Annotated in this window: 20 protein-coding genes and 1 pseudogene; 10 read left to right on the top strand and 11 right to left on the bottom strand. The window is 68.8% G+C overall.

Annotated features, from left to right (window positions below; all coding sequences use genetic code 11):
- Positions 1-57 precede the first annotated feature (57 nt).
- The 4 genes from recQ to CV103_RS00315 all read right to left on the bottom strand — a co-directional run bounded on the left by recQ (position 58) and on the right by CV103_RS00315 (position 4,448).
- Complete coding sequence (recQ, locus tag CV103_RS00330) at positions 58-1,827, bottom strand: DNA helicase RecQ (RefSeq protein WP_107393579.1); 1,770 nt, start codon at positions 1,825-1,827, stop codon at positions 58-60.
- Between the two features lie 115 nt (positions 1,828-1,942).
- On the bottom strand, positions 1,943-2,527 hold the full coding sequence (locus CV103_RS00325) for a hypothetical protein (protein ID WP_015458836.1): 585 nt from the start codon (positions 2,525-2,527) through the stop codon (positions 1,943-1,945).
- 8 nt (positions 2,528-2,535) lie between these two features.
- Positions 2,536-3,705, bottom strand: coding sequence for a M48 family metallopeptidase (locus tag CV103_RS00320; RefSeq protein ID WP_015458837.1), 1,170 nt, complete (start codon positions 3,703-3,705; stop codon positions 2,536-2,538).
- A complete protein-coding gene (locus CV103_RS00315) occupies positions 3,702-4,448 on the bottom strand; it encodes a hypothetical protein (protein ID WP_245896585.1) in 747 nt (248 codons plus the stop codon). Before CV103_RS00315 ends, CV103_RS00320 begins: the two co-directional genes overlap by 4 nt.
- On the opposite strand from CV103_RS00315, the gene CV103_RS22285 reads away from it, so the two are divergent.
- Positions 4,405-4,653 (top strand): hypothetical protein, encoded by a 249-nt coding sequence (locus CV103_RS22285; protein ID WP_170112513.1) that lies wholly within the window; start codon positions 4,405-4,407, stop codon positions 4,651-4,653. The genes CV103_RS00315 and CV103_RS22285 overlap by 44 nt on opposite strands.
- 84 nt (positions 4,654-4,737) lie before the next feature.
- Here CV103_RS22285 and CV103_RS00310 read toward each other — a convergent pair whose 3' ends face one another.
- Both CV103_RS00310 and CV103_RS00305 read right to left on the bottom strand, forming a co-directional pair.
- On the bottom strand, positions 4,738-5,469 hold the full coding sequence (locus CV103_RS00310) for a tetratricopeptide repeat protein (RefSeq protein WP_015458839.1): 732 nt from the start codon (positions 5,467-5,469) through the stop codon (positions 4,738-4,740).
- Positions 5,466-6,209: an alpha/beta fold hydrolase gene (locus CV103_RS00305; protein ID WP_015458840.1), complete on the bottom strand. Its 744-nt coding sequence runs from the start codon at positions 6,207-6,209 to the stop codon at positions 5,466-5,468. The genes CV103_RS00310 and CV103_RS00305 overlap by 4 nt, the downstream gene beginning before the upstream one ends.
- Before the next feature lie 86 nt (positions 6,210-6,295).
- Between CV103_RS00305 and thrS the strand changes: the two genes are divergently transcribed.
- A complete protein-coding gene (thrS, locus tag CV103_RS00300) occupies positions 6,296-8,293 on the top strand; it encodes a threonine--tRNA ligase (RefSeq protein WP_107393577.1) in 1,998 nt (665 codons plus the stop codon).
- A 28-nt stretch (positions 8,294-8,321) separates the two neighbouring features.
- Here thrS and CV103_RS00295 read toward each other — a convergent pair whose 3' ends face one another.
- Positions 8,322-8,741 carry a VOC family protein gene (locus CV103_RS00295; protein ID WP_107393621.1) on the bottom strand — a complete coding sequence of 140 codons (420 nt, stop codon included), beginning with the start codon at positions 8,739-8,741 and terminating at the stop codon, positions 8,322-8,324.
- Between the two features lie 147 nt (positions 8,742-8,888).
- On the opposite strand from CV103_RS00295, the gene hisN reads away from it, so the two are divergent.
- Positions 8,889-9,653 (top strand): histidinol-phosphatase, encoded by a 765-nt coding sequence (gene hisN, locus CV103_RS00290; RefSeq protein ID WP_107393576.1) that lies wholly within the window; start codon positions 8,889-8,891, stop codon positions 9,651-9,653.
- An 18-nt stretch (positions 9,654-9,671) separates the two neighbouring features.
- Here hisN and CV103_RS00285 read toward each other — a convergent pair whose 3' ends face one another.
- Both CV103_RS00285 and ppa read right to left on the bottom strand, forming a co-directional pair.
- Complete coding sequence (locus CV103_RS00285) at positions 9,672-11,786, bottom strand: AsmA family protein (RefSeq protein ID WP_107393575.1); 2,115 nt, start codon at positions 11,784-11,786, stop codon at positions 9,672-9,674.
- A 61-nt stretch (positions 11,787-11,847) separates the two neighbouring features.
- Positions 11,848-12,393, bottom strand: coding sequence for an inorganic diphosphatase (gene ppa / locus CV103_RS00280; protein ID WP_015458845.1), 546 nt, complete (start codon positions 12,391-12,393; stop codon positions 11,848-11,850).
- A gap of 87 nt (positions 12,394-12,480) precedes the next feature.
- On the opposite strand from ppa, the gene hisS reads away from it, so the two are divergent.
- The 4 genes from hisS (at position 12,481) to CV103_RS00260 (ending at position 16,701) form a co-directional block, all read left to right on the top strand.
- Entirely contained in the window at positions 12,481-13,728 is a 1,248-nt protein-coding gene (hisS, locus tag CV103_RS00275) for a histidine--tRNA ligase (RefSeq protein WP_107393574.1), read from the top strand.
- Positions 13,728-14,813: a peptide chain release factor 1 gene (gene prfA, locus CV103_RS00270; protein ID WP_107393573.1), complete on the top strand. Its 1,086-nt coding sequence runs from the start codon at positions 13,728-13,730 to the stop codon at positions 14,811-14,813. Before hisS ends, prfA begins: the two co-directional genes overlap by 1 nt.
- Complete coding sequence (gene prmC / locus CV103_RS00265; RefSeq protein WP_107393572.1) at positions 14,803-15,657, top strand: peptide chain release factor N(5)-glutamine methyltransferase; 855 nt, start codon at positions 14,803-14,805, stop codon at positions 15,655-15,657. The genes prfA and prmC overlap by 11 nt, the downstream gene beginning before the upstream one ends.
- 288 nt (positions 15,658-15,945) lie before the next feature.
- Positions 15,946-16,701, top strand: coding sequence for a DUF4167 domain-containing protein (locus CV103_RS00260; RefSeq protein WP_107393571.1), 756 nt, complete (start codon positions 15,946-15,948; stop codon positions 16,699-16,701).
- Between the two features lie 90 nt (positions 16,702-16,791).
- Here the strand turns inward: CV103_RS00260 and CV103_RS00255 are convergent, their stop codons facing one another.
- Positions 16,792-17,562 carry an NUDIX hydrolase gene (locus CV103_RS00255; RefSeq protein WP_107393570.1) on the bottom strand — a complete coding sequence of 257 codons (771 nt, stop codon included), beginning with the start codon at positions 17,560-17,562 and terminating at the stop codon, positions 16,792-16,794.
- Positions 17,559-18,218: a TetR/AcrR family transcriptional regulator gene (locus CV103_RS00250; protein WP_015458851.1), complete on the bottom strand. Its 660-nt coding sequence runs from the start codon at positions 18,216-18,218 to the stop codon at positions 17,559-17,561. Before CV103_RS00250 ends, CV103_RS00255 begins: the two co-directional genes overlap by 4 nt.
- Positions 18,219-18,388: 170 nt before the next feature.
- On the opposite strand from CV103_RS00250, the gene CV103_RS00245 reads away from it, so the two are divergent.
- From CV103_RS00245 to CV103_RS00235, 3 genes and pseudogenes are all read left to right on the top strand, one after another.
- Complete coding sequence (locus CV103_RS00245) at positions 18,389-19,567, top strand: efflux RND transporter periplasmic adaptor subunit (protein WP_070931701.1); 1,179 nt, start codon at positions 18,389-18,391, stop codon at positions 19,565-19,567.
- A gap of 4 nt (positions 19,568-19,571) precedes the next feature.
- Positions 19,572-22,740, top strand: a pseudogene (locus tag CV103_RS00240) (efflux RND transporter permease subunit).
- Entirely contained in the window at positions 22,733-24,157 is a 1,425-nt protein-coding gene (locus CV103_RS00235) for an efflux transporter outer membrane subunit (protein ID WP_015458854.1), read from the top strand. Before CV103_RS00240 ends, CV103_RS00235 begins: the two are co-directional and overlap by 8 nt.
- Positions 24,158-24,238 lie beyond the last annotated feature (81 nt).

Raw genomic sequence — 24,238 nt, 5'->3', positions numbered from 1 at the left:
CGGATCGGAAAGCGCGGCCAGCAGCAGGAGGAGGGGTGTCATCATCATCTTCTCCGGTCAGCCATGCGCGCGGATCACGTCGAGGAAGGCCTCGCCATAATCGTCCAGCTTGCGGGTGCCCACGCCCGTCACCTGCCCCAGGCCGTGGCGGGTGGTGGGCTTGAGGCCCGCCATCTCGCGCAGGGTGGCATCGTGGAAGATCACATAAGGCGGCACGCCCAGTTCCTTGGCGATCTCGCGCCGGCGGGCGCGCAGCGCCTCGAACAGCGGATCGTGCGGCCATTCCTCCGCCGGCCCGCCGCGCCGCTGCCGCTTCGCCCGCACCGGCGGCAGCACGACGGCCACCGCTTCCTCGCCCTTCAGGATCGGCCGGGCGGCGGGGCCGAAGCTCAGCCCGCCATATTCGTCGGCGCGCAGCGCGTCGCGCGCCATCAGCGCGCGGGCCACGGGCTTGATCAGCCGCAGCTCGTCCGCCTCGGCGATGCCGAACACCGAAAGCCGGTCATGCCCCAGCGTCCGCACCTTGGCATTGTCGCGGCCGGCCAGCACGTCGGTCAGATGGCCGATGCCGTATCGCATCTCGGTGCGGAAGGCGGCGGACAGCAGCTTGCGCGCCACCTCGGTCGCGTCCACCGAGGCGGGCGGGTTCAGGCAATTGTCGCAATTGCCGCAGGCGGCGGGCGGCGTCTCGCCGAAATGGCGCAGCAGCACGGCGCGCCGGCAGCCCGCCGTCTCCACCAGCCCGGCCAGCGCGTTCAGCCGCTGGCGCTCGCCGGGCAGGCGGGCCTCCTCCACCTCGGTCTCGATCCGGCGCCGCGCGCGGGCGAAATCCTCCGCGCCCCAGAACAGGTGCGCCACCGCCGGATCGCCATCGCGCCCGGCGCGGCCGGTTTCCTGATAATAAGCCTCGATCGACTTGGGCAGGCCGGCATGGGCGACGAAGCGCACGTCGGGCTTGTCGATGCCCATGCCGAAGGCGATCGTCGCCACCATCACCATATCCTCCGATGCCACGAAGGCGCGCTGGTTGGCGGCGCGGACGGAGGGATCGAGCCCGGCATGATAAGCGCGCGTCGGCCGGCCGGTGGCGGCCAGCGCGGCGGCCAGCCGCTCGGCCCCGTCGCGGCTGGGGGCGTAGACGATGCCCGGCCCCTCCGTCTCCGCCACCAGCGCGGCGAGCTGGCGGGGCAGGCCGTCGCGCGGGCTGATGGCATAGCGGATGTTCGGCCGGTCGAACCCTGCGAGGATCAGCCCGTCCTCGGGGATGCCCAGCTGCGTCAGGATATCGGCGCGGGTATGGCGGTCGGCCGTCGCGGTCAGCGCCAGGCGCGGCACATCGGGATAGGCATCCAGCAGCGGGCGCAGCAGCCGGTAATCGGGGCGGAAATCATGGCCCCATTCGGAAACGCAATGCGCCTCGTCGATCGCGATCAGCGCCAGCGGCGGCGCGCGGTCGATCATCCGGCGGAAGCCTTCGGTCGATGCGCGCTCGGGCGCCACATAGAGCAGGTCGATCGCGCCGTCGCGGAAACGGGCGATGGTCTCGTCGCGATTGTCGTCGGCGGACGTCAGCGCGGCGGCGCGGATGCCGGCGGCCTCGGCCGATCGCACCTGATCGTGCATCAGCGCGATCAGCGGCGATATCACCAGCCCCGTGCCCGGCCGGCAGAGGGCCGGGATCTGGTAGGTCAGCGATTTGCCGGCGCCCGTCGGCATCACCGCCAGCGTGTGCCGGCCCGCCATCACCCGATCGATCACCTCGGACTGCCGGCCCCGGAAGGCGGAATAGCCGAAGGTGGCGTGGAGAACGTCGAGCGGCTGGGGCATGGCCCGGCCTTAGAGGGATTTCGCGGCGGATGGAATCATCCAGCGGCCCGAAATCGCGGAAGCGGGCCGGGCCGCCCGGATCGGGCCTTCGCCGCCGGCAAAGGCCCTCAAAAAATCAGAATGTCGCGCTGTCCGCGATCTGGCGGAACTGGGCCACGTTCTTCTCGAAGAAATGCAGGGCCGGCGCCTCATAGGATATCATGTAGAGCCTGCCCTTGACGATCGCGGCCCGCGCCTCGCCCTTCGATTGCACTTCCTGATTGCCTGCGACGAAGCTGTAGGTGAAGCGGATGCCGTCGACTCCGCCGAACCTGGCGGGCTCCATCTGGTCGATCGTGAAGAGGGCGCTGCCGAGCGCGACGCGATAGCTGTTTTCCAGCAGCTTCGGAACGTCGGTCAGAAGCATGGTCTGGGAAAAGCGCGGGAGCGGGCTGTTCTTCCTGTCGACTTCGCGGAACAAGGTGGTGTCCTGGGCGATGCCGCCATAGAAAGTCACCCTGTTCAGCTTGTCGCCGTCCAGCGTCCAGATCTCGCCATTGGTGCCGGGGCGCCTGCCCAGCTTGTTCCATTCGCTGCCGGGCGTCACGGCCATGGCCGATTTGGCGACTTGCACCGTCCGCCCGGCCGGGATCAGCGAATTGCCGGCATAAGCGGGTGCGGCCGCCAGCGCGGCGGCGATGATGAGGGTGATCGGTTTCATCCTGGTCCTCAATTCCCAACAAGCGATTTGATCATGGGCCCGTCCGGGGCATCGGGCCGAAATTCGAGGTAGCTGCGCAGGGCCTGCTTGCCTTCGTCCGATTGTTGCGTGCGGAGCAGGGCGAGGCCCAGCCCGCGCCGCGCCTCGGGCCTGTCGCATCCCTTCGCGATCGCCTCGCGATAGAGTTCGGCGGCGGTTACATAATCGCGCGGGTTGCCGCGCTGGCTGTAGAGCTCGGCGCGCGCGAAGGTCACGTCGGCGCTCCCGCCCGATGCGGCAAGCTGATCGAGCAGATATTCGCTTCCGCCGAAGTCGTTCAGCTTTATCTGGTCGTCGAGCAGCTGGGGCAGCCATTTGGCGATGCCCTTGCGATAGGCCTCGGCGCCCGGATCGCCCGCGTCGGCATATTTCGCCGCTTCCCTGGACAGATAGGCTTCCCGCGCGGCTTCGGTCGGATGCGAGGCGAAGAAGCCGGCCGCATAGCTGTGCCGGACCTTGCGCTTGCGCCCCGCCGCCGTCGCATCCTGCTCGGCCATCAGCCGGGACCAGACCTTCGGCGCCGCGGCGGAGGGATAGGCCGACGATGCGAGATACTGGATCCCGATCAGGTCGGCTTCGGTTTCCTGGGCGCGGCTGAAGGAATAGACATAGCCCGCCAGCGACGCCGACAGGCCGGCATTCGGGCCCACCATCCCGAGCCATGCCAGCACGTCCGATACCGAGCGCTTGTTCTTGAAACCGTTCAGCGAATGGCGTTTCTCGAAATGGCCGAATTCGTGGCCCAGCACGGCACCCAGCTCCGCCTCGTTCTGGACCCGGAGCAGCAGCCCGGACCAGACGGTCATCATGCCATTGGCATACATGGTGGCGTTGAACTGCGGGATGCGCATCACATAGACGCGGACGTTGCGGCAGCGATCCTCACCCACCGTCCGGCAGAGCACGCCGCGGACATAGGCGTTGAGCTCCTCGTCGCGGATCACGAAGCTCGACGTGCGAAGGATCCGTTCGTCCTCGTCCGCCATCATCCACATTCCGCGCTCGTCGACGCCCTGGGGCTCGTAGGCGAAGCTGTAGGGGGGCAGGGCCGCGCGGTCGGCGGCCATCGCCGGCCCGCAGGCAAGGCCCGCCAGAAGGGCCACGGCCGCCGCCCCGCGCCGGCAGAGAGGGGCGATCATTGCGCCGATGCCGATCGGATCGTGCTCCCCGGAAATCCTTCCAGAAGCTGCGATACCCGCTTTTCCGCGCCTTCCGTCGTGCGGACGTCGCCGCCCATCTGCTGATCGGCATTCAGCCAGACAAGCTCGCCGGTCCGCACGTCGACAAGGCCGGCATAGCCCAGATGCACGCCGGATGTGATGCCCACGCCGCCAAGGGCGGCGAAGATCTGCAAGGCTTTCCGGCCGGCCGATCCGTAATGGTCCTCGGTGGTGATGAACAGGACATAGTCGGCATTTTCCAGACCGGGCAGATTCTTCGCCTCCGGCCCGATGGTCCATTCGAAGCTGTCCTTGCGCTTCTTGGTCGGCAGCCGGTTCCCTGGGAAGAACTGGAACTCGCGCACGGAATCGGCAAGCGAGGTGAAAAGGCCGCGATACTGGTTGCTCAGGCTGTCGGCGGCGCCCGTCCCGTCCTCATAGGGCGTCACCTGATGCCCGAGCTGGCCCTGCGCCTTGCGGATCGCGGCGTCGAGATTCTCGCGGGCCTGCGCGGTCCAGTCGGCATTGGGTTCGAACAGCCCGCCGGTCGATTGCGCGCCGACGCGGACCGAGGGACGCATCAGGACGATGCGGGTCCCGCCGGCCGGCATCACAAAGCCGGCCTTCACTCCGGTTTTTTCCTGCGCCAGCGCCGGCGCCGACAATAACGATAATGATATGCCGCACGCCATGGCGGCTGCAAGAAGACGTGTCTTCCGCATTGCTCCCCCCGAATTTCATGCCGATCCCCATCGGCGCGGCGATGATTATTGGAAACTTCGGGAAACGGAAGGGGCTTTATGCAATTCTTGTTCTCTATTTTCCCCTTTGCCGAAAACCGGTGCGATCCATGTTCCGGCCAGCGGCGATGCAAGTGGTTCGGCTGAATTGTTGGCGGGCAAGGCCGGCCAACATTGCGCGCCATAAGGCCGGCAACTTCGGATCGGATCGATATTCCAGGGATTTCGCGCCGCACTTCACGGCGCAACCGCTACAGGAGGGGGGCGGGTGTCACTGCCCCCTGATCGCCAGCGCCGCCGCCTGGCCGGCATCACTGTCGGGCGCGAGCGTCACGGCGCGCTGCCAGGCGGCCTTGGCCTTGTCCATGTCGCCGGCCAGCGCCGCCGCATTGCCTTCCTCATAGGCGACGGGCGCCTCGTTGGGGGCGAGGCGGGCGGCCTCGGCGATATCCTTGGTCGCGCGGGCGGCGTCGCCCTGCCGGCGGGCCAGCGTCGCGGAAAGCAGCCAGGCCATCGGATCGCGCGGCACCAGGGTGAGCGCCTTGTCCAGATCGGCGCGGGCATCGGCCAGATTGTTGATCGCCACCTGCGCGCGGGCGCGATCGAGCAGGGTTTCCCCGCGCATCGCATCGGACAGCACCGGCAGCGCCAGCGCGCGATCGAAATAGCCGCGCGCCATCGCCGGATCGTCGCCCGCCAGCGCGGCATTGCCCGCCTGCACCCAGAGCGGCGCGGCGCGGCCGTCGCGCTGGATCTCGGCCTCCCTGGCCGCCTGCTCGAAGGTGATCGCGGCCGGCCCCCAGCGTTCCAGCGAAACATAGGCCAGGCCCAGGCACATCCGGGCCGGCAGCCCGCCGCCGCCGGTGCGCCAGGCGTCGGCTTCCTTCACCGCCTGCTCGGGCTGCTTCTCCGCCAGGGCGGCGCAGGCCTCGAAGCGTTTCTGCGCGCCGTCCGGAAAGGGGGCGGAGGATGTCTGCAGCAGGAGGATCAGGGGCAGGATCACAGGCGTTCCAATATCTCGTCCACCGTCCAGATCAGGCGGGCGATATCCTCGCCGCGCGAAAGCCGGTGGTCGCCATCCTTGATCAGCAGCGTATGGACGTCGGCTGAACGGAGGGCGGCGGCCAGCTTCACCGCGATCGGCCAGGGCACGTCGTCATCCTGCTGGCCGTGGAGCAGCCGCACCGGCCCGTCGAAGCCGATCTCCTCGCCCGTCAGCAGCCGGTTCGCCTGCCCGCTTTCCCAGAAGGCGCGGGTGGTGACATAGGGCTCGTCCGAATATTCGGAAATCTCCTCGATCCGGCCGTCGCGGGCGAGCTTCTCCCGGTCCTCCGCGTCGAATCCCCATTCGGTGAAGTCGGGCGCGGCGGCGATGCCCACCAGCCCCTTCACCCGATCGGGCCGGGCGAGCGCCACCAGCAACATCAGCCAGCCGCCCATGGAGGACCCCACCAGCAGCAGCGGCCCATCGGTCAGATGGTCGATCAGGTGGAGCACGTCGTCCCGCCAGCTCGCCAGCGTGCCGTCGGCGAAGCGGCCCTCGCTCGCGCCGCAGCCGGCATAATCGAGGCGCAGCATCGCGCGGCCGATCTCCTCCGCCCAGGCATCGAGCGCGGTCGCCTTGCCGCCCTCCATGTCGGACATGTAGCCCGGCAGGAAGACGATGGTCGGCCCCCAGCCCTTGCGGTGGCGGTAGGCGAGCTTCAGCCCGTCGGGCCGGGCGAGAAAATCGGGATCGTTCATGCCCGCTTCCTAGCGTGCTTGCCCTTTCGCCGCCATCGCGGGCATAAGCGCGGCGTTTTCCTCCAGCCGACAGGATTGTTCAGCCGATGTCCGCCATGCTCAAGATCAGCCTTCCGGATGGGTCCGTGCGCGAAGTCGCCGCCGGCACCACCCCGGCTGAGATCGCCCAGAGCATCGGCCCCGGCCTCGCCAAGGCGGCGCTGGCCGCGCGCGTCGATGGCGAGCTGCGCGACATCAACCGCCCGCTGGAAGCGGATGCCGCGCTGGCCCTGGTGACCGCGAAGGACGAGGCCGACGCGCTGGAGCTCGTCCGCCACGATTATGCCCACCTGCTGGCCGAAGCGGTGCAGAAGCTGTTTCCCGGCACGCAGATCACCTTCGGCCCGGCCACCGAAGACGGCTTCTATTACGACTTCGCGCCGAAGGACCGCCCCTTCACCGAGGAGGACCTGCCCGCGATCGAGGCGGAGATGCGCCGGCTGATCGCCGAGGACAAGCCGCTCCGCCGCGAGGTGTGGAGCCGCGAGGCGCTGATCGCGCGCTGGCAGGCGGAAGGCGAGACGTTCAAGGCCGAATGGGCGGCCGAGCTGCCGGAGGGCGAGGAGCTGACGGTATACTGGTCGGGCGGCGACTGGCTGGACATGTGCCGCGGGCCGCACCTCGCCTCCACCGGCAAGCTCGATCCGCAGGCCTTCAGGCTGACGCGCGTGTCCGGCGCCTATTGGCGCGGCGACCAGAAGAACGCGATGCTGAGCCGCATCTACGGCACCGGCTGGCTCAACAAGAAGCAGCTCGACGCGCACCTCCACCGGCTGGAGGAGGCCGCCAAGCGCGATCACCGCAAGATCGGCGCGGAGATGGACCTGTTCCACCTTCAGTCCGAGGCGCAGGGCTCGGTCTTCTGGCACCCCAAGGGCTTCATCCTGTGGCGCCAGCTCGAAGCCTATATGCGCCGCCGGCTCGATGCCTCGGGCTATGCCGAGGTGAAGACGCCGCAGCTGATGGACGCGCGCCAGTGGGAGCAATCCGGCCACTGGGGCAAGTATCGCGAGAACATGTTCGTCGTGCCGGACGAGATTCCCTCCACCGAGGATGAAGGCCCGGTCGTCTCCAGCGATGCCGATCTGATGGCGCTGAAGCCGATGAACTGCCCCGCGCACGTCCTGATCTTCCGCCAGGGGATCAAGAGCTATCGCGACCTGCCGATCCGCATGGCCGAATTCGGCTGCTGCCACCGCAACGAGCCGCACGGCGCGCTCCACGGCATCATGCGCGTCCGCCAGTTCACCCAGGACGACGCGCATATCTTCGTGCGCGAGGACCAGCTGATCGATGAGATCCGCGATTTCTGCGACCTGCTCGATTCGGTCTATCGCGACCTCGGCTTCGAAAGCTACGCGATCAAGCTCGCGCTCCGCCCCGAAAAGCGCTTCGGATCGGACGAGATGTGGGACAAGGCGGAACAGACGCTGCGCGATGCCGTCGCCGCCGCCGGCCGCGCCACGCCCGAATATGGGTGGGAGGAGCTGCTCGGCGAGGGCGCCTTCTACGCGCCGAAGCTGGAATTCCACCTGACCGACGCGATCGGCCGCACCTGGCAGGTGGGCACGATCCAGGCCGATACGGTGCTGCCGGAACGGCTGGACGCCTCCTATGTCGGCGAGGACGGCCAGCGCCACCGCCCGGTGATGCTCCACCGCGCCATCCTCGGCACGTTCGAACGCTTCATCGGCATCCTGATCGAGCATCATGCCGGCAAGTTCCCGCTCTGGCTGGCGCCGGTGCAGGCGGTGGTGCCGACGATCGTGTCGGATGCCGACGGCTATGCCGAAGCGGTGGTGGAGAAGCTGAAGGCGGCCGGCATCCGCGCCGAATCCGACGTCCGCAACGAGAAGATCAACTACAAGGTCCGCGAACATTCGCTGGCGAAGGTCCCGGTGCTGTTGGTCGTCGGCAAGCGCGAGGCGGAGGAAGGCACCGTCGCCGTCCGCCGCCTGGGCGAGCAGGCGCAGGCGGTGCTGCCGCTGGACGAGGTGATCGCGCTGCTCAAGGCGGAGGCGACGCCGCCCGATCTGCGCGGCTGAGGCGGCGCGGGCGCGGTTTCCGGGCCCGTCAGGCCCAGGGATCGTAGGTGCCGAAGTCCCAGATATTCCCTTCCGGGTCGCGCGCGCTGTAGCTGCGGCCCGGATAGCCTTCATTGTCGTGCGGCTGCGTCGCGATATCGGCGCCCTCGGCCCGCGCGCGGACATAATGGGCGTCGTCGTCGTCGATCACGCAATAGATGCAGGCGGTGACGCCTGCCGCCTCGGCCGGCGTCTTCCAGCGATAGCGGGCCTGCGCCTCGTCCGCCCGCGCGGAACCCAGCATCACCAGATTGGCGCCCAGCCGCAATTGGGCATGGTGGACGATTCGCGGGTCCGCATCGTCGGCATGGATGGCGTGCCGGTCGAAACCGAAGGCGCGGCACAGGAAATCGATGGCGGTGGGCGCATCGGCATAGCGCAGGCAGGGGATGATCGTCTGTTGGGGCATCGCCGTCTCCCTCATGGGCGGCCGGGCGGGCCTGCGGAAAGGGTGACGCCAGCCTATCCCAAAGCGCCATCGCCCGCCATGGCTGGGGCGCCGGCTTCCGCTTTCGTCCCGATTCCGCCGGCCCCGAAAATGCTTTAGGACGGGGGCATGAACGAAGCCGATATCGCCCTTGCCCACCGCCTCGCCGATGCCGCCGGCGCCGCCATCCGCCCCTATTTCCGCGCCCGGTTCGATATCGAGACCAAGGCGGATGCCTCCCCCGTCACCCAGGCCGATCGCGCCGCCGAAGCCGCGATCCGCGCGATCCTGGAGGCGGAACGGCCGGCGGACGGCATCATCGGCGAGGAATATGGCAATGCCCGCGAAGGGGCCGATCGGCTGTGGGTGCTCGATCCGATCGACGGCACCCGCAGCTTCATCGCCGGCCGGCCGATCTTCGGTACGCTGATCGCGCTGATCGAAGGCGGGGCGCCGGTGCTCGGCGTGATCGATCAGCCGATCATCGGCGAACGCTGGATCGGTGCCGCGGGGCGGCCCACCCTGCTCAACGGCGCGCCCACCCGCGCCCGCGCCTGCCCGGCGCTCGATCGGGCGCATCTCGCCACCACCGGCCCGCGCCTGTTCACCGAAGCGGAAAAGGCGGCCTTCGATCGCTTGTCCGATGCCGCGCGCGACACATTATGGGGCGGGGATTGCTATAATTATGCGCTGCTCGCCTCGGGCCATCTCGACCTCGTCGTCGAAGGCGGGCTCAAGCTCTACGACCTCGCGGCGCTGGTGCCGGTGGTGGAAGGGGCCGGCGGCGCGATGCGCGACTGGGCCGGCCGGCCGCTCACCCGTGACAGCAGCGGCCAGGTGATCGCAACCGGCGATCCCCGCCTGCTGGATGCGGCGCTGGAAAAGCTCAGCTGACGCAAGGGCGGGCCAAGCTCACCCCTTCGGCCGGCCCGATCCCACATCGTCGCGTGGCTTGCCCTTGCTGGTCCGCTGCCCGCTCGCCTTGGCGCCGGCCAGAACCGGACCGCACGCGGCGGACTTGGCGTCGCCAATGTCGACGAAGGCCAGAATCGGCGCGATCGGGCTCGCCACCAGGCCCAGCGCCACGCCCGCGCCGCCCCGCGCCAGCAGCTCCGGGCCGATCACGCCCAGCGCGGGAGCCGCGAAATAGCCGCCGATCCGCACCGGCGACTGGGCGGACAGCAGGCTGAACTTCTTGCCGTCAGCGCGGAATTTCAGATCGAGCGATTCGTCGCGGAAGCTGAAGCTGCCGGTGCCCAGCATCACATTCTTGTCGGTATCGATCAGGATCGGATCGGCCGCCGCCACGCCCTGCCGCACGGTGAAGGCGATCAGCCCGCAATTGACCGCCACCGGCTTTTTCAGCTTGTCCTCGAACATCTTGGTGATGAAGGTGCCGACATCCAGCTCGGAAAGCTGGATGTTGCGGGTCCAGAAGGTGCCGGCCGGCAGGATCACGGCGATCCGCCCGTCCGCATGGGCCAGCGATTCATGCACCGTGTCGCCCGCGCCCTTCATCTGCACGCGCGCCTTCACCACGCCGGACGTGCCCGATTCCTCCACGCCCCAGCCCTTCAGCAGCCGCCCCATCGGCGTCGGCGCAAGGCGGATGTCGTAACTGGTCATCACCGGCCGGGCGCGGGCGTTGAGCGTGATGTCGGACGCCAGCTTGCCGCCGGCCACGTCCATCGTCAGCGGGGAGAGCTTCAGCAGGCTCCGGTCGAGGTCCAGGGTCAGCGCCACGTTGGATATCGGCAGGTTGGGCGCGCGGATGGCGCGCACGGCATAATCGACATGCGCGTCGAAATTGCGGATCGCCTCGATCCGCAGCGGCGCATCGGGCAGCAGGCGCGGCGCGCCGTTCACCCGCCGCACCGCGCCCTTGGCGCCCTGCGCGGCCAGCCGTTCGGGATCGTAGCCGATGAACGGCCCGACATCGATGATGTCCACGGCGTCGGATCGCAGGCCGGCATCGATGCGCAGCCGGCCCCCCGGCATGGTGATCGTCATCCGCCCGGCAAGGTCGCTATCGCCGAAGCGCCCGGCGAGGCTGGTGAATTTCCAGGCCTCGCCGTCCTTGGCCAGGTGCGAGGTGAAGCGATAGGCGCGGGTTTCGGGTATCGCGACGCCGAGAAAATCGAACAGCAATGCAAGGTCCGGCCCACGCGCCACCAACCGCAGGTCGGCACCCTCGATCCGGGTCGCGGCCGGCAGCGTGCCCGAAACGTCCAGCGCGGTCCGCCCCGACCGCGCGGCGGCGACCAGCCGGTTGCGGCCGCCTGCCACCGTCTCGTTCGGGGAGAGCAGGCCGCCGGAGAGCGTGAAGGCGTGGCCGCGCATCCGGCCTTCGCCGCTGAAGCGCACGTCGCCGGCAAAGCGCGTATCGGCGGCGCGGATCGTTTCGAAGCGCATGTCGGCGGCAAGCTGCATGCGAGGATCGCTATAGCGGAGCCGGGTTCCGGCCACGGTCGCGCGGCGGATCACGGGCAGGTCCAGCGGCTTGCCGGGCCGGTCGGGGTCGCCGAAGGTCCAGCTGTTGCGGCGTCCCGCGGCATCCCATTCCAGGTCCAGCCGCCCGTCCGCCAGGTCCAGCCGGTTGATCCGGCGCTTACCGAAGAGGAAGGCGATGGTGGCGCCGTCCAGATCGATGCGCCGTGCTTCGAACAGGGTGGGCCGCGTCGCCCAGCCGGGATTGGCGATGCGCAGCCCCTCGGCCACGAATTTCAGATTTATCGGGTTGAAATAGAACTGGAAATCGCCAGCCACCCGGACATCGCGCCCGGCAGATGCGGTCGCCATCCGCTCGAAGCTGGGTTTCAGGAAGCGGCCCTTGGTGATGAACAATATCGCCCAGGCCAGGATCAGGAGGCCGACCAGCGCGGCAATGATGCGGATCGCGATGCGGACCGGGCGGGGCCAAGGCCGGCCGCGCCCTATCCGCCATTTTCCAGGCAGTGCTGCCGGTGCCGCCGCCGTGGGCTTTACGGTGGCGCGACCCGGAAAATCGCTGGGATCACGATCGGCCATGACGGAAAAACCCGCCAGTGGCCCCGGCCGTTCCCCCGGCTGGCGCCGGGGGCGGAGTGGATCAGGCCTTGGCCGCCTTCGCGACCTTGTCGGCCTCGATCGCTTCCAGGATGATGCGGCGGGCCTCGGCGGCGTCGCCCCAGGTGCCGATCCGCACCCACTTCTTGGCTTCAAGATCCTTGTAGTGGGTGAAGAAGTGTTCGATCTGCTGCATCACGATCGCGGGCAGATGCTCCTTCTCATCCACCTTCTCATAATAAGGGAAGGTGGCGTCCACCGGCACGGTCAGCAGCTTCTCGTCGCCGCCGGCCTCGTCCTCCAGCTTCAGCACGGCGATCGGCCGCACCTTGACCACGCAGCCGGGGATGAAGGGCGAACGCGCCACCACCAGCGCGTCCAGCGGATCGCCGTCCGGCGAAAGCGTGTGCGGCACGAAGCCGTAATTGGCCGGATAGCGCATCGGCGTGTGGAGGATGCGATCGACGAACAACGCGCCCGATTTCTTGTCGAACTCATATTTCACCGGTTCGCCGCCAACGGGAACCTCGATGATCACGTTCAGGCTTTCGGGCGGATTATCGCCGGTCGGGATGAGTTCGATGTTCATGGTGCGGCGCAATAGTCCTCCCTCGTGACGGGTCAAGTCGCATCCGCCGCTTTTTTCCGGCCGGAAGTTGCTCTAGGGCCGCATCCCATGGCCAAGGTCGTCACTCCCCAAGCCGTTCGCGGCACCCAGGACATGCTCGGCGAGGAAGCGCTGCGCTTCGCCCGCGTCGTCGAAACCTTCGATCGCGTCCGCCGGCTCTACGGCTTCGGCCGGGTCGAGGTGCCGGTGTTCGAGGCGACGGCCGTCTTCGCCCGCTCGCTCGGCGAAACCACCGACGTCGTCTCGAAGGAGATGTATACGTTCGAGGATCGCGGCGGCGATTCGCTCACGCTCCGGCCGGAATTCACCGCCGGCATCGCGCGCGCCTACCTCACCAACGGCTGGCAGCAGCACGCGCCGCTCAAGGTGGCGACGCACGGCCCGCTGTTCCGCTACGAACGCCCGCAGAAGGGGCGTTTCCGCCAGTTCCACCAGCTCGATGCCGAGGTGATCGGCGCGGGCGAGCCGGCGGCGGACGTGGAGTTGCTGGTGTTCGCCGATCAGCTGCTGCGCGAGCTGGGCGTGTCCGACGGCGTCACCCTCCAGCTCAACACGCTGGGCGATGCGGCAACCCGCGAGGCCTGGCGCGCCGCGCTGGTGAAGCATTTCGAGGCGCATCGCGATGCGTTGTCGGAAGAAAGCGTGGAGCGGCTGGCCAAGAATCCGCTGCGCATCCTCGATTCGAAGGACAAGCGCGATCGCCCGGTGGCCGATGCCGCGCCGGTGATCGACGATTATCTTTCCGCCGAAGCGGGCGCCTTCTTCGATACGGTGCGCAACGGGCTGGATGCGGCGGGCGTCGCCTATGTCCGCAACGGCGCGCTGGTGCGCGGCCTCGATTATTATCGCCACACCGCCTTCGAGTTCGTGACCGACAGGCTGGGCGCGCAGGGCACGGTGCTGGGCGGCGGCCGCTATGACGGGCTGATCGAGGCGCTGGGCGGCCCGCACACGCCGGCCGTCGGCTGGGCCGCCGGGATCGAGCGGCTGGCGATGCTGATCGACCAGCCCGCGCCGCAGACGGTGGATGTCGCCATCGTGCCGCTGGGCGAGGCCGCCGAGGCCGCCGCCGCCGGCATCATCGCCAGGCTGCGCCGCGCCGGCATCGCCTGCGACATGGCCTATCGCGGCAATATGAAGAAGCGGATGCAGAAGGCCGATGCCTGGGGTGCGCGCTATGCCGTGATCCTGGGCGATGACGAGCTGGCGCGCTGCGAGGCGGCGGTGAAGACGCTGGCGGACGGCACGCAGCGGCCGGTTCCGATCGACGCGCTGGCCGGGGCGCTCGCTGGCTGATGGTTTCGATTCCCCCCGCGCGGATCGCGCAGATCGAGGCCCGGCGCGATGAACTGCAGGCGATGATGGCCCGCGGCGATCTTTCCGCCGATCGCTTCGTCGCCGTATCCAAGGAATATGCCGAGCTGGAGCCGGTGGCTGTGGCCGCCGGCGAGGTGCGCCGGCTGCGCGCGGAGCTCGCCAACCTCGCGCACATGATCGACGATCCCGAATCGGATGCCGAGATACGCGACATGGCGCAGGACGAGGCGGCCTCCATCCGCGCCCGCCTGCCCGATGCCGAACGCCAGCTCGCGCTCCGCCTGCTGCCGCGCGACGCGGCGGACGAGCGCGCGGCGATGCTGGAAATCCGCGCCGGCACCGGCGGGGACGAGGCGGCGCTGTTCGCGGGCGATCTGTTCCGCATGTATCAGCGCTATGCCGAGGATCATGGCTGGAAGGTGGAGCTGATCTCCGCCAGCCCGGCCGAGCTTGGCGGCTATAAGGAGGTCGTCGCCTCCGTCACCGGCGCGGGCGTGTTCGCGCGGCTGAAGTTCGAAAGCGGCGTCCATCGCGTCCAGCGCGTGCCCGCCACCGAAAGCGGCGGCCGCATCCATACCTCCGCCGCCACCGTCGCGGTGCTGCCGGAGGCGGAGGAGGTGGACCTCCAGATCGACGACAAGGATCTTCGGATCGACGTCTATCGTTCCTCCGGGCCGGGCGGCCAATCGGTCAACACCACCGATTCGGCGGTGCGGATCACCCATATCCCGTCCGGGCTGGTGGTGATCCAGCAGGACGAAAAATCGCAGCACAAGAACAAGGCCAAGGCGCTCAAGGTGCTCCGCACCCGGCTCTACGAGCAGGAGCGCGAGCGGCTGGCCAGCGCGCGCGCCGGCGAGCGCAAGGCGATGGTGGGATCGGGCGACCGTTCCGAACGCATCCGCACCTATAATTTCCCGCAAGGCCGCGTGACCGATCACCGGATCAACCTGACGCTGCACCGGCTGGCGGAGATATTGGAAGGCCCCGGCCTTGACGAGCTGATCTCGGCCCTGATCGCGGAGGACGAGGCGGCGCGGCTCGCCAATCTCGATGCCGCCTGAAACGGTGCGCGCGGCGCTGGCCGCCGCCGCCCGCCGCCTCGAACCCGTCAGCGCCACGCCCCGGCTCGATGCCGAGCTGCTGATGGCCCATGCGCTGGGCCGGTCGCGCGATGCGATGCTGTTGGCCGCGCTGGACGATCCCGCGCCGCCCGCCTTCGCCGATCTGGTCGCGCGGCGGGAAGCGGGCGAGCCAGTGGCCTATATCACCGGCACGCGCGCCTTCTGGACGATCGATCTGGGCGTCACGCCTGCCGTGCTGATCCCCCGGCCGGACAGCGAGACGCTGATCGAGGCGGCGGTCGATCATTTCGCGCGGGCCGGCCGGGCGCCGGCATCGGTGATCGATCTCGGCACGGGATCGGGCGCGCTGCTGCTGGCGGCGCTGGCGGAGTGGCCGGAGGCGCTGGGGCTGGGGATCGATCGATCGCCCGCCGCGCTCGCGGTCGCCGCCGCCAATGCCGGGCGCCTCGGCATGGGCGCCAGGGCACGCTTTGCCGAAGGCGACTGGACCAGGGCGGGCTGGGCGGATGCGCTCGGCCGGTTCGATCTGCTGCTGTGCAACCCGCCTTATGTGGAAAGCGATGCCGCGCTTGCCCGCGACGTCATGGAGCATGAGCCGCACGGGGCGCTGTTCGCGGGCGCCGACGGCCTGGACGACTATCGCCGGCTGGCGCCCGCCATTCCGCGCCTGATCGCGCCGGGCGGAATGGCGGCGATCGAGATCGGGCATCGGCAGGCGGCGGTGGTATCCGCTCTCCTCGCGGCCGAAGGAGCCGTTCCAACGGTTCGTCGCGATCTCGGCGGGCGGGACCGTTGCATAATCGTCGCGGCGGAAGCCTCCTAGGCAGGCGAAACATATTTCCGCTTGGAATCCCCCCGGTGAGCCACTACATCGGCCTCAGGACTGGGGGTTTCGTCAAGCATCTGGCTGTAAGAACCCCCGCCGACCCCCGATGGCTTTGCCGCGATATCCGCTATTTGGCGGTGCCGGTTCTGCGATAGGCGGTTGCGTGGCCATTCGGCACCGCACCTGCCTTGGCGCATCCTCAAGGGGCGGAAATCCGTAAGGTCCGGGGCGGGCCCGGATTGGGAGTGGCGACGAACGACCACCAGTGACGAAGGCAGCGAAACGTTGATCAACAATCGTCAGAACGGTCGCCGCCGTGGACGCGGCGGCGCGCCCCGGCAGAATGGCGGCAACGGCCAGGGCGGCAACCGGATTGATAATCGCGCGCGCGGCAACGCGGCCCAGCTTCATGAGAAGTACAAGACCCTCGCGCGGGATGCCCAGACCCAGGGCGATCGGGTCATGACCGAATATTATCTCCAGTTCGCGGACCATTATTTCCGCGTGCTGAGCGAGAACCGGCCGCGCTTCGAGGAGCAGCAGCGCCGCGACCGCTTCGACAATGCCGACTTCGAGGACGAGGAAGGCGAGGACGAGGCCGTTGCCGGCGGCGAGCGCGAGGAACGCGGTGGCAATGACGGCGGCGAGCGCAATTATCGCGAGCGTCGCGAGCGTCGCGAGCCGCGCCCGCGCGAGGAGCGGAGCTTCCGCGAGGATCGCGCGCCGCGCGAGGAGCGGATGGCCCGCGAGGATCGCCGCCCCCGTGAGGATCGCGCGCCGCGCGACGAAGCGGAGCAGGGCGAGGATGCCGTTGCGGCCGCCCCGGAAGCCGCCGAGGCCGAAGCGCCGCGTCGCCGTGGCCGTCCCCGGCGGACCGAGGCCGCCGCGCCGGCGGAAACCGCCGAGCGCATCGACATGGACCGGCTGCCGCCCTCGCTCTCGCTGGCGAGCGAGCCCGCCGAGGCTCCGACGGATACCGAGGAGAAGCCCAAGCGCCGCACCCGCCGCCCCCGTGCGGAGGCCGCCGGCGCCGAGGCCTGATCCGGCCCCGCTTTCGACATGCGAAAAAGCGGCCCCGTCATCCCCAGGTGGATGGCGGGGCCGCCTGCTTTGGGGCGATAGGTCCCGTGTTCAGCCGCGCAGCTCGTCCGCCAGGGGCACGGCGGTGACCGGATAGCCCTGGTCGTCGCGGATGCAGAGATATTGCGTGCCGCCGCGATCCTCGACCCAGGGCGTCACCATCTCGACCGTGAAGCGCGCCGCATGGGCAATGGCCGCGTCGATGCCGTCGAACAAAGCGAGCCTTTCCAGGTTGCGCCGGGTGGGGAAGATCACCCGGAACCGCCCGTCCAACGCCCCGGCCAGCGCATCGGCCGCGCCGATCCACAGGGCATGGATGCTTTCGCCGCCATCGGCGGCCGGCGTCGCATCGACGGGAGCGGCCGCCAGATAGAAGCGGGTATCGAACAGCCGGGTTTCCTTGAAATTGGGCCGCCAGCGGGCGAAGGCCGTCAGCGCGTCGAGATCCAGCCGCCAGCCGCCGGCGGCCAGCAGGGCGCCGAAATCGCCGCCTTCCGCCAGCGCCGCGCGCAACGCCGCGATCGCCGAGGGTTCGGGCGCGGGCCGGATGCCGATGGCGATGCCCACTTCCTCGATCGTCTCGCGAATCGCGGCGATCCGGGCGGCGGCATCCTCGGGCGGGCTTTCGCCCACCACGGCGGCATTGGCGGCCAGCGCCGCGTCGCCGGGATCGATCCGGCCGCCGGGGAAGACCAGCGCGCCCGCGGCGAACGCCATGGTGCCGGCGCGCTCGATCATCAGCAGCTCGGGCGCAGCGCCGCCGCATTCGCGCATCAGCACCAGCGTCGCCGCCGGAATGGCCGGGGCCAGCTCGCCCGTCATGCCGGCTCGTCGTCCTGGATGCGGTAATGATTGACGAACAATGCCGTCGCCTCGCGGATCAGCCGGTCGCGCGCGGGCAGGTCGGTGACGACCGATGAATCGCCGAACAGCGCGCGCATGTGGGAACTGTGGGTCACGAGGCCGAAGAACAGGTGCACAGTCACGATCGGATCGGGGATAACCGCCTTGCCGCTTTCGTGCCAGGTCCGGAACAGGCTGGCGAGCCGTTCCACCGCCGGCTGGTGCGCGGCCCGCACCATCATTTCGGCAAAGGCCTGGTCGCGCAATGACTCGCCCATGACGATGCGGACGAGGCCGATCTTCTCCGGATCGGAAAAGCCGTCGACGATGATCCCGGCGATCTCCGCGAGCACCTTCGCCGGCGAACCGCCGCGCGCCACCACCTCGTCGATCCGCTCGTGGGTCTGGAAATCCTCGCTGGCGACGATCGCGGTCAAAAGGCCGTGCTTGTTTTCGAACAGCTCATAGAGCGTCGCCAGCGACCCGCCGGAGCGCTTGACGATCTCCGACAGGCTGACGGCGTCATAGCCGCGCTCCACGAACAGCGCGCGCGCTGCATCGATCATCGCCTGGCGCCGGCGTTCGCGCCGTTCGGATTCTCCCTTCGCTTCGGAACCGGTCGTGGTGGCGCGCATTATCTCCCCTGATTCCCGCCTGGATTTTTGCATCGCATCATCCGCTTGACCTGTAGTGTATCCTACATTACGGAAAAATCACAAGCGCAATCGACTTATGGGCCGGTTTGCGCAACCATGTATGGCCGGTTTTCGAAATCGGTCCCAGTTGCAAGGGAGCGTTGGTGCGCATGCGCGCTGTCACAGGGGAAACGCCGCGGCTTGCTGCCGCGCTGGCAGGGCTTGCCTTCCTTTCGGCCTGCGGCGGACAGCCGCAACAGGCGCCGCCGCCGCCGCCGGTGGACGTTGTCACCGTCGCGCCCACCGCCGTGGTCGACGTGATCGAGCTGCCGGGCCGCGTCCAGGCGGTGCGCACCGCCGAGGTGCGTGCGCGCGTCGACGGCATCGTCGAGCGCCGCCTCTATGAGGAAGGCACCGACGTCCGCGCCGATCAGCCGCTGTTCCGCATCGATCCGCGCCAGAACCAGGCGGCCTATAATTCGGCGGCCGCCGCGCTTTCGCGGGCCGAGGCCGGGGCCGCCAACACCCGCGCGGTGGTCGGCCGCTATGCACCGCTGGTGAAGCAGCAGGCGATCAGCAACCAGGAATATGACGCCGCCGTCGCCCAGGCCCGCCAGGCCGAGGCGGATGTGAATTCGGCGCGCGCCGCGCTCGATCGCGCCAAGCTCGATCTCAACTACACGCTGGTCACGTCGCCCATATCGGGCCGGGCGGGCCGCGCGCAGGTGACGGAAGGCGCGCTGGTCAGCGCGACGTCGGCGACGCTGATGACGACGGTCGAGCAGCTCGATCCCGTCTATGTGAACTTTTCCCAGTCCAGCAACGAGCTGCTCCAGATCCGGCGCAAGATGTCGACCGGCGCGATCAAGGCGGACAATCTCGATCGCGTGCGCGTGACGCTGATCCTCGAGGACGGCAGCCCCTATGGCCCGGCCGGGCATCTCGACTTCCTCGACATGGCGGTCGACGAATCGACCGGCACGGTTTCGCTCCGCGCGGAATTCCCCAATCGCCAGCGCATCCTGCTGCCGGGCCAGTTCGTCCGCGCGCGGGTGGAGGCGGGCGTGAATCCCAGCGGCATCATGGTGCCGCAACGGGCGGTGCAGGTCACCCAGCAGGGGGCCAATGTGATGATCGTCGGCGCGAACAATGTCGCGGTGGCGCGGCCGGTGAAGCTCGGCAGCCTGCAGGGCGATTCCTGGGTAATCAACGAAGGCCTGAAGCCCGGCGACCGGGTGATCGTGAGCGGCCTGCAGAAGGTGCGCCCCGGCCAGCCGGTAACGGTGACGCCGCCGGCCAAGCCCGGCGCGAAGCCGGCCGCCAAGCCCGCCACGCCCGTGGCCGGCTGATCGCATGTTCGCCCGCTTCTTCATCGACCGCCCGGTCTTCGCCTGGGTGATCGCCCTCGGCATCGCGCTCGCCGGCGTGCTGGCGCTGCGCAACCTGCCGATCGAGCAATATCCGAGCGTGGCGCCGCCCTCGCTCACCGTCAGCGTCACCTATCCGGGCGCGGACGCGGAGACGCTCTCCACCAACGTCACCCAGGTGATCGAGCAGGAGCTGAACGGCGTCGAGGGCTTCCTCTACATGCTCTCGAACAGCCAATCGAACGGCACGGCGACGATCACCGTCACCTTCCGTTCGGGCACCGATCTCGACGTCGCGCAAATGGAGGTGAACAACCGCCTGCGCCGCGTGGAGCAGCGCCTGCCCGAAGAGGTGCGGCGTCAGGGCATCCAGGTGAACAAGGCCGGTTCCGGCTTCCTGATGATCGTCGCCATCTCGTCGAAGAGCGGGACGACCGACAGCCTCGCGCTCGGCAACGTCGCCTCCGCCAAGGTGATCGACGAGCTGCGCCGCGTGCCCGGCGTGGGCGACCTGCGCCTGCTGGGTTCCGAATATGCGATGCGCGTCTGGCTCGATCCCGACAAGCTCGCCGGCTACAGCATGTCGGCGGCCGAGGCGCTCGCCGCGGTGCAGGAGCAGAACAGCCAGACGGCCGGCGGCCAGCTCGGCGACCAGCCGATCGCCAAGGGCGCGGAGCTGAACGCCACCATCATCACCCAGAACCGCTTCACCAATGCGGACCAGTTCCGCAACATCATCCTGCGCGCCAATCCGGACGGATCGACGATCCGGCTGGGCGACGTGGCCAAGGTGGAGCTGGGGGCGGCGAGCTATGGCATCGGCACGGAGCTTTCGGGCCGGCCGATGGCGGGCATCGCCGTGCAGACCGTGCCGGGCGCCAACGCGCTGTCGACCGCCGAGGGCGTGCGCGCGCGGGCGGATGGAGGAGCTGGCGCGCGGCTTCCCGCCGGACATCACCTGGTCCGTGCCCTATGACACCACGCCCTTCATCACCATCTCGGTCGAGGAAGTGGTGAAGACGCTGGGCGAGGCGATGGTGCTCGTCTTCCTCGTCATGTTCCTCTTCCTCCAGAATCTGCGGGCCACGCTGATCCCGACGCTGGTGGTGCCGATCGCACTCGCGGGCGCCTGCCTGGGCCTCTGGCTGTTCGGCTTCTCGATCAACGTGCTCACCCTGTTCGGCATGGTGCTGGCCATCGGCATCCTCGTCGACGACGCCATCGTCGTGATCGAGAATGTCGAGCGCATCATGAGCGAGGAGCATCTGAGCCCGCGCGACGCGACGGTGAAGGCGATGGGCCAGATCACCACCGCCATCATCGGCATCACGCTGGTGCTGATCGCCGTGTTCGTGCCGATGGCCTTCTTCCCCGGATCGACGGGCGGCATCTACCGCCAGTTCTCGATCACGCTGGTCGTGTCGATCGCCTTTTCGGCGCTGCTGGCGCTCACGCTCACGCCTGCGCTCTGCGCGACGATGCTGAAGCCGCACGATCCCGAGGCGAAATCGCGCTTCCCCTGGCTCCAGGCCTTCTTCAACCGGTTCAACGGCTGGTTCGGCCGCACGACCGATGCCTATCAGGGCCGGGTGGGCAAGATCATGTCCCGCCCGCTGCGCTGGCTGACGGTGTTCGTGGCGCTGGTCGGCCTGACGGCGCTCCTCTTCCTGCGCCTGCCGAGCAGCTTCCTGCCGAACGAGGACCAGGGCTATGCCATCTCGATCGTCCAGGCGCCGCCGGGCGCGACCCTGGAGCGGACCGAGGAAGCCATCCGGCAGATGAAGGATTATTATGCCGAGCAGCCGCAGATCGACCGCTATGTGCTGATCCGGGGCTTCAGCTTCTTCGGCCAGGGCCAGAACGCGGCGATGATGTTCGTCGTGCTGAAGGACTGGAAGGACCGCAAGGGCCAGGAGAACGGCATCGAGGCCTTTGTCGGCCGCGCGTTCGGCGCGCTCATGCAGATCAAGCAGGCGATGATCTTCACGATCAACCCGCCGCCGATCCGCGAGCTGGGCAATGCCAGCGGCTTCACCTTCATGCTGCAGGATCGCGGCGCGCTGGGGCATGACAAGCTGGTCGAGGCGCGCAACATGATGCTGGGCCTCGCCAGCCAGAGCCCGATCCTCACCGGCGTCCGCCCGGAAGGGCAGGAGGATGCGCCGCAGCTCAAGGTGGAGATCGATCGCGTCAAGGCGCGCGCGCTCAACCTCTCGATCGGCGACGTCAACGCGACGCTCTCGATCGCGTTCGGATCGGCTTATGCCAACGACTTCGCCTATGACGGCCGCATCCTGAAGGTGATGCTGCAGGCGGACGCGCGATCGCGCATGACGCCGGAGGACGTGCTGAACCTGCGCGTGCGCAACACGCAGGGGCAGATGGTGCCGTTCGGCGCCTTCACCACCGCGCAATGGACCTCGGGTTCGCCGCAGCTCCAGCGCTATAACGGCTATCCGGCGATGACGATCTCGGGCCAGGCGGCGCCGGGCCGCTCGTCGGGCGAGGCGATGGACGAGATGGAGCGGCTGGCGCAGCAGCTTCCCGACGGCTTCGACTTCGAATGGACCGGCACCTCCTATGAGGAACGCCAGTCGGCGGGCCAGGTCGGCGCGCTGCTCGGCCTTTCGCTGATTGTCGTCTTCCTGCTGCTGGCCGCGCTCTACGAAAGCTGGTCGGTGCCGGTGGCGGTGCTGCTGGTGGTGCCGCTGGGCGTGCTGGGGGCGGTGTTCTTCTCGATGATGCGCGGGCTTTCGGCGGACGTCTATTTCAACGTCGGGCTGATCTCGATCATCGGGCTGGCGGCGAAGAACGCGATCCTGATCGTCGAGTTCGCGATCGAGCGCGAGGCGGAAGGCCGATCCGTGTTCGATGCGACGATGGATGCGGTGAAGCTGCGCCTGCGGCCGATCATCATGACGTCGCTCGCCTTCATCCTCGGCATGGTGCCCCTGTTCATCTCCACCGGCGCCGGCGCTGCCAGCCGCCGGGCGGTGGGCACGGGCGTGATGGGCGGCATGATCGCGGCGACCCTGCTCGGCATCTTCTTCATCCCGCTTTTCTATCTGGCGGTGCGCCGCTGGCTGACGCGCAAGGCGCCGCATGCGCCCGGTGTGTCGCACGGCCCCGATGGCGGGGAGACGGCGCATGGCTAAGCGCATTCTCCTCCCGCTGCTGGCCGCGACGGTGCTGGCCGGCTGTTCCTTCGCGCCCGAGCATAGCCGGCCGCCCTTCGCCGCGGCGCCGCTCTATCCGCCCGAATATCAGCCCGAGGCAGGCATGCGGAAGGCGACGGAGATCGGCTGGAAGGATTTCTTCACCGATCCCCGCCTCCAGGCGGTGATCCAGATGGCGCTGGACAATAATCGCGATCTGCGCATCTCGGTGGAACGGATCGCCGAGGCGCGCGGCCAATATCGCATCCAGAATTCCGCGCGCCTGCCGGAAATCGCGCTGGACGGCGGCTTCACCCGCAGCCGCACCAACAACGGCCAGTTCAACTTGCCGGGCGGCGGCACCGTCGGCGGGCCGGAGACGCTCAACCGCTACGATATCGGCGTCGGCGTGGCCTCGTTCGAGCTCGATTTCTGGGGTCGGGTGGCCAATCTGTCGGAGGCCGCGCGTTCCACCTACCTGTCGACGGTCGCGGCCGAGCGGGCCTTCCGCCTGTCGCTGATCCGCGACGTCGCGGTCAATTATCTCCAGGCGCGCGAGCAGGCGGAGCGGATCGCGCTGGCCGAGCAGACGGTGAGCAGCCGGCAGGAGGGGCTTCGCATCGCCAAGCTCCGCCTCGATGCCGGCGTCACCTCCGCGCTCGATTATCGCCAGGCGGAAACGCTGCTGACCCAGGCGGAGACGGAGCTTGCCAATCTGCGGCTGGCCCGCGCCCAGACCCGCAACTATTCCTACGTGCTGGTCGGCCGGCCGATCCCGGACGATCTGCCCGATCCGCTGCCGATGGCGCGGCAGGGCATCATCCGCGATATCGGGCCGGGCCTGCCGTCCGACCTGCTCAACAACCGGCCGGACATATTGGCGGCCGAGGAGCAGCTTCGCGCCGCGCGCGCCAATGTCGGCGCGGCCCGCGCCGCCTTCTTCCCGACGATCAGCCTGACGGGATCGGCGGGCTTCGCCTCCAACCAGCTCGACGGCCTGTTCAAGGATGGCGGCACGACCTGGAGCTTCGGCCCCAGCATCCGCCTGCCGATCTTCGACTGGGGCGCCACCAAGGGCAATCTCAGCGTCGCCGTCGCGCGCGAGAACATCGCGGTGGCCACCTATGAAAAGACGGTGCAGACCGCCTTCCGCGAGGTGGCGGACGCGCTGGCCGGGCGCCGCTGGCTGGCCGATCAGGTCGCCGCGCAGGAACGCGCGGCCAACGCCCAGCGGCGTCTCGCCGAGCTGGCGCGGTCGCGTTACGACAATGGCGTCGCGCAATATATCGAGGTGCTCGATGCCGAGCGTAACCTGTTCTCCGCCGAGCAGAGCCTGATCCAGCTCCGCCGGGCGGAACTGGCCAATCTCGTCTCGCTCTATGTCGCGCTGGGCGGCGGGCTGACGTCGCAGGAATGAACGGCGCGGGTGTCCGGCAGCGGCTGGCCGGGCATCCGCCGCCGCCCCTGCCGGCCCGTATCCGGTGCGGCCCGGCGATGG

Source organism: Edaphosphingomonas fennica (assembly GCF_003034225.1).
Classification (GTDB): domain Bacteria; phylum Pseudomonadota; class Alphaproteobacteria; order Sphingomonadales; family Sphingomonadaceae; genus Sphingomonas_E; species Sphingomonas_E fennica.
Note: the sequence above shows the minus strand (reverse complement) of the source record. Positions and strands in the feature narration are given on the sequence as shown.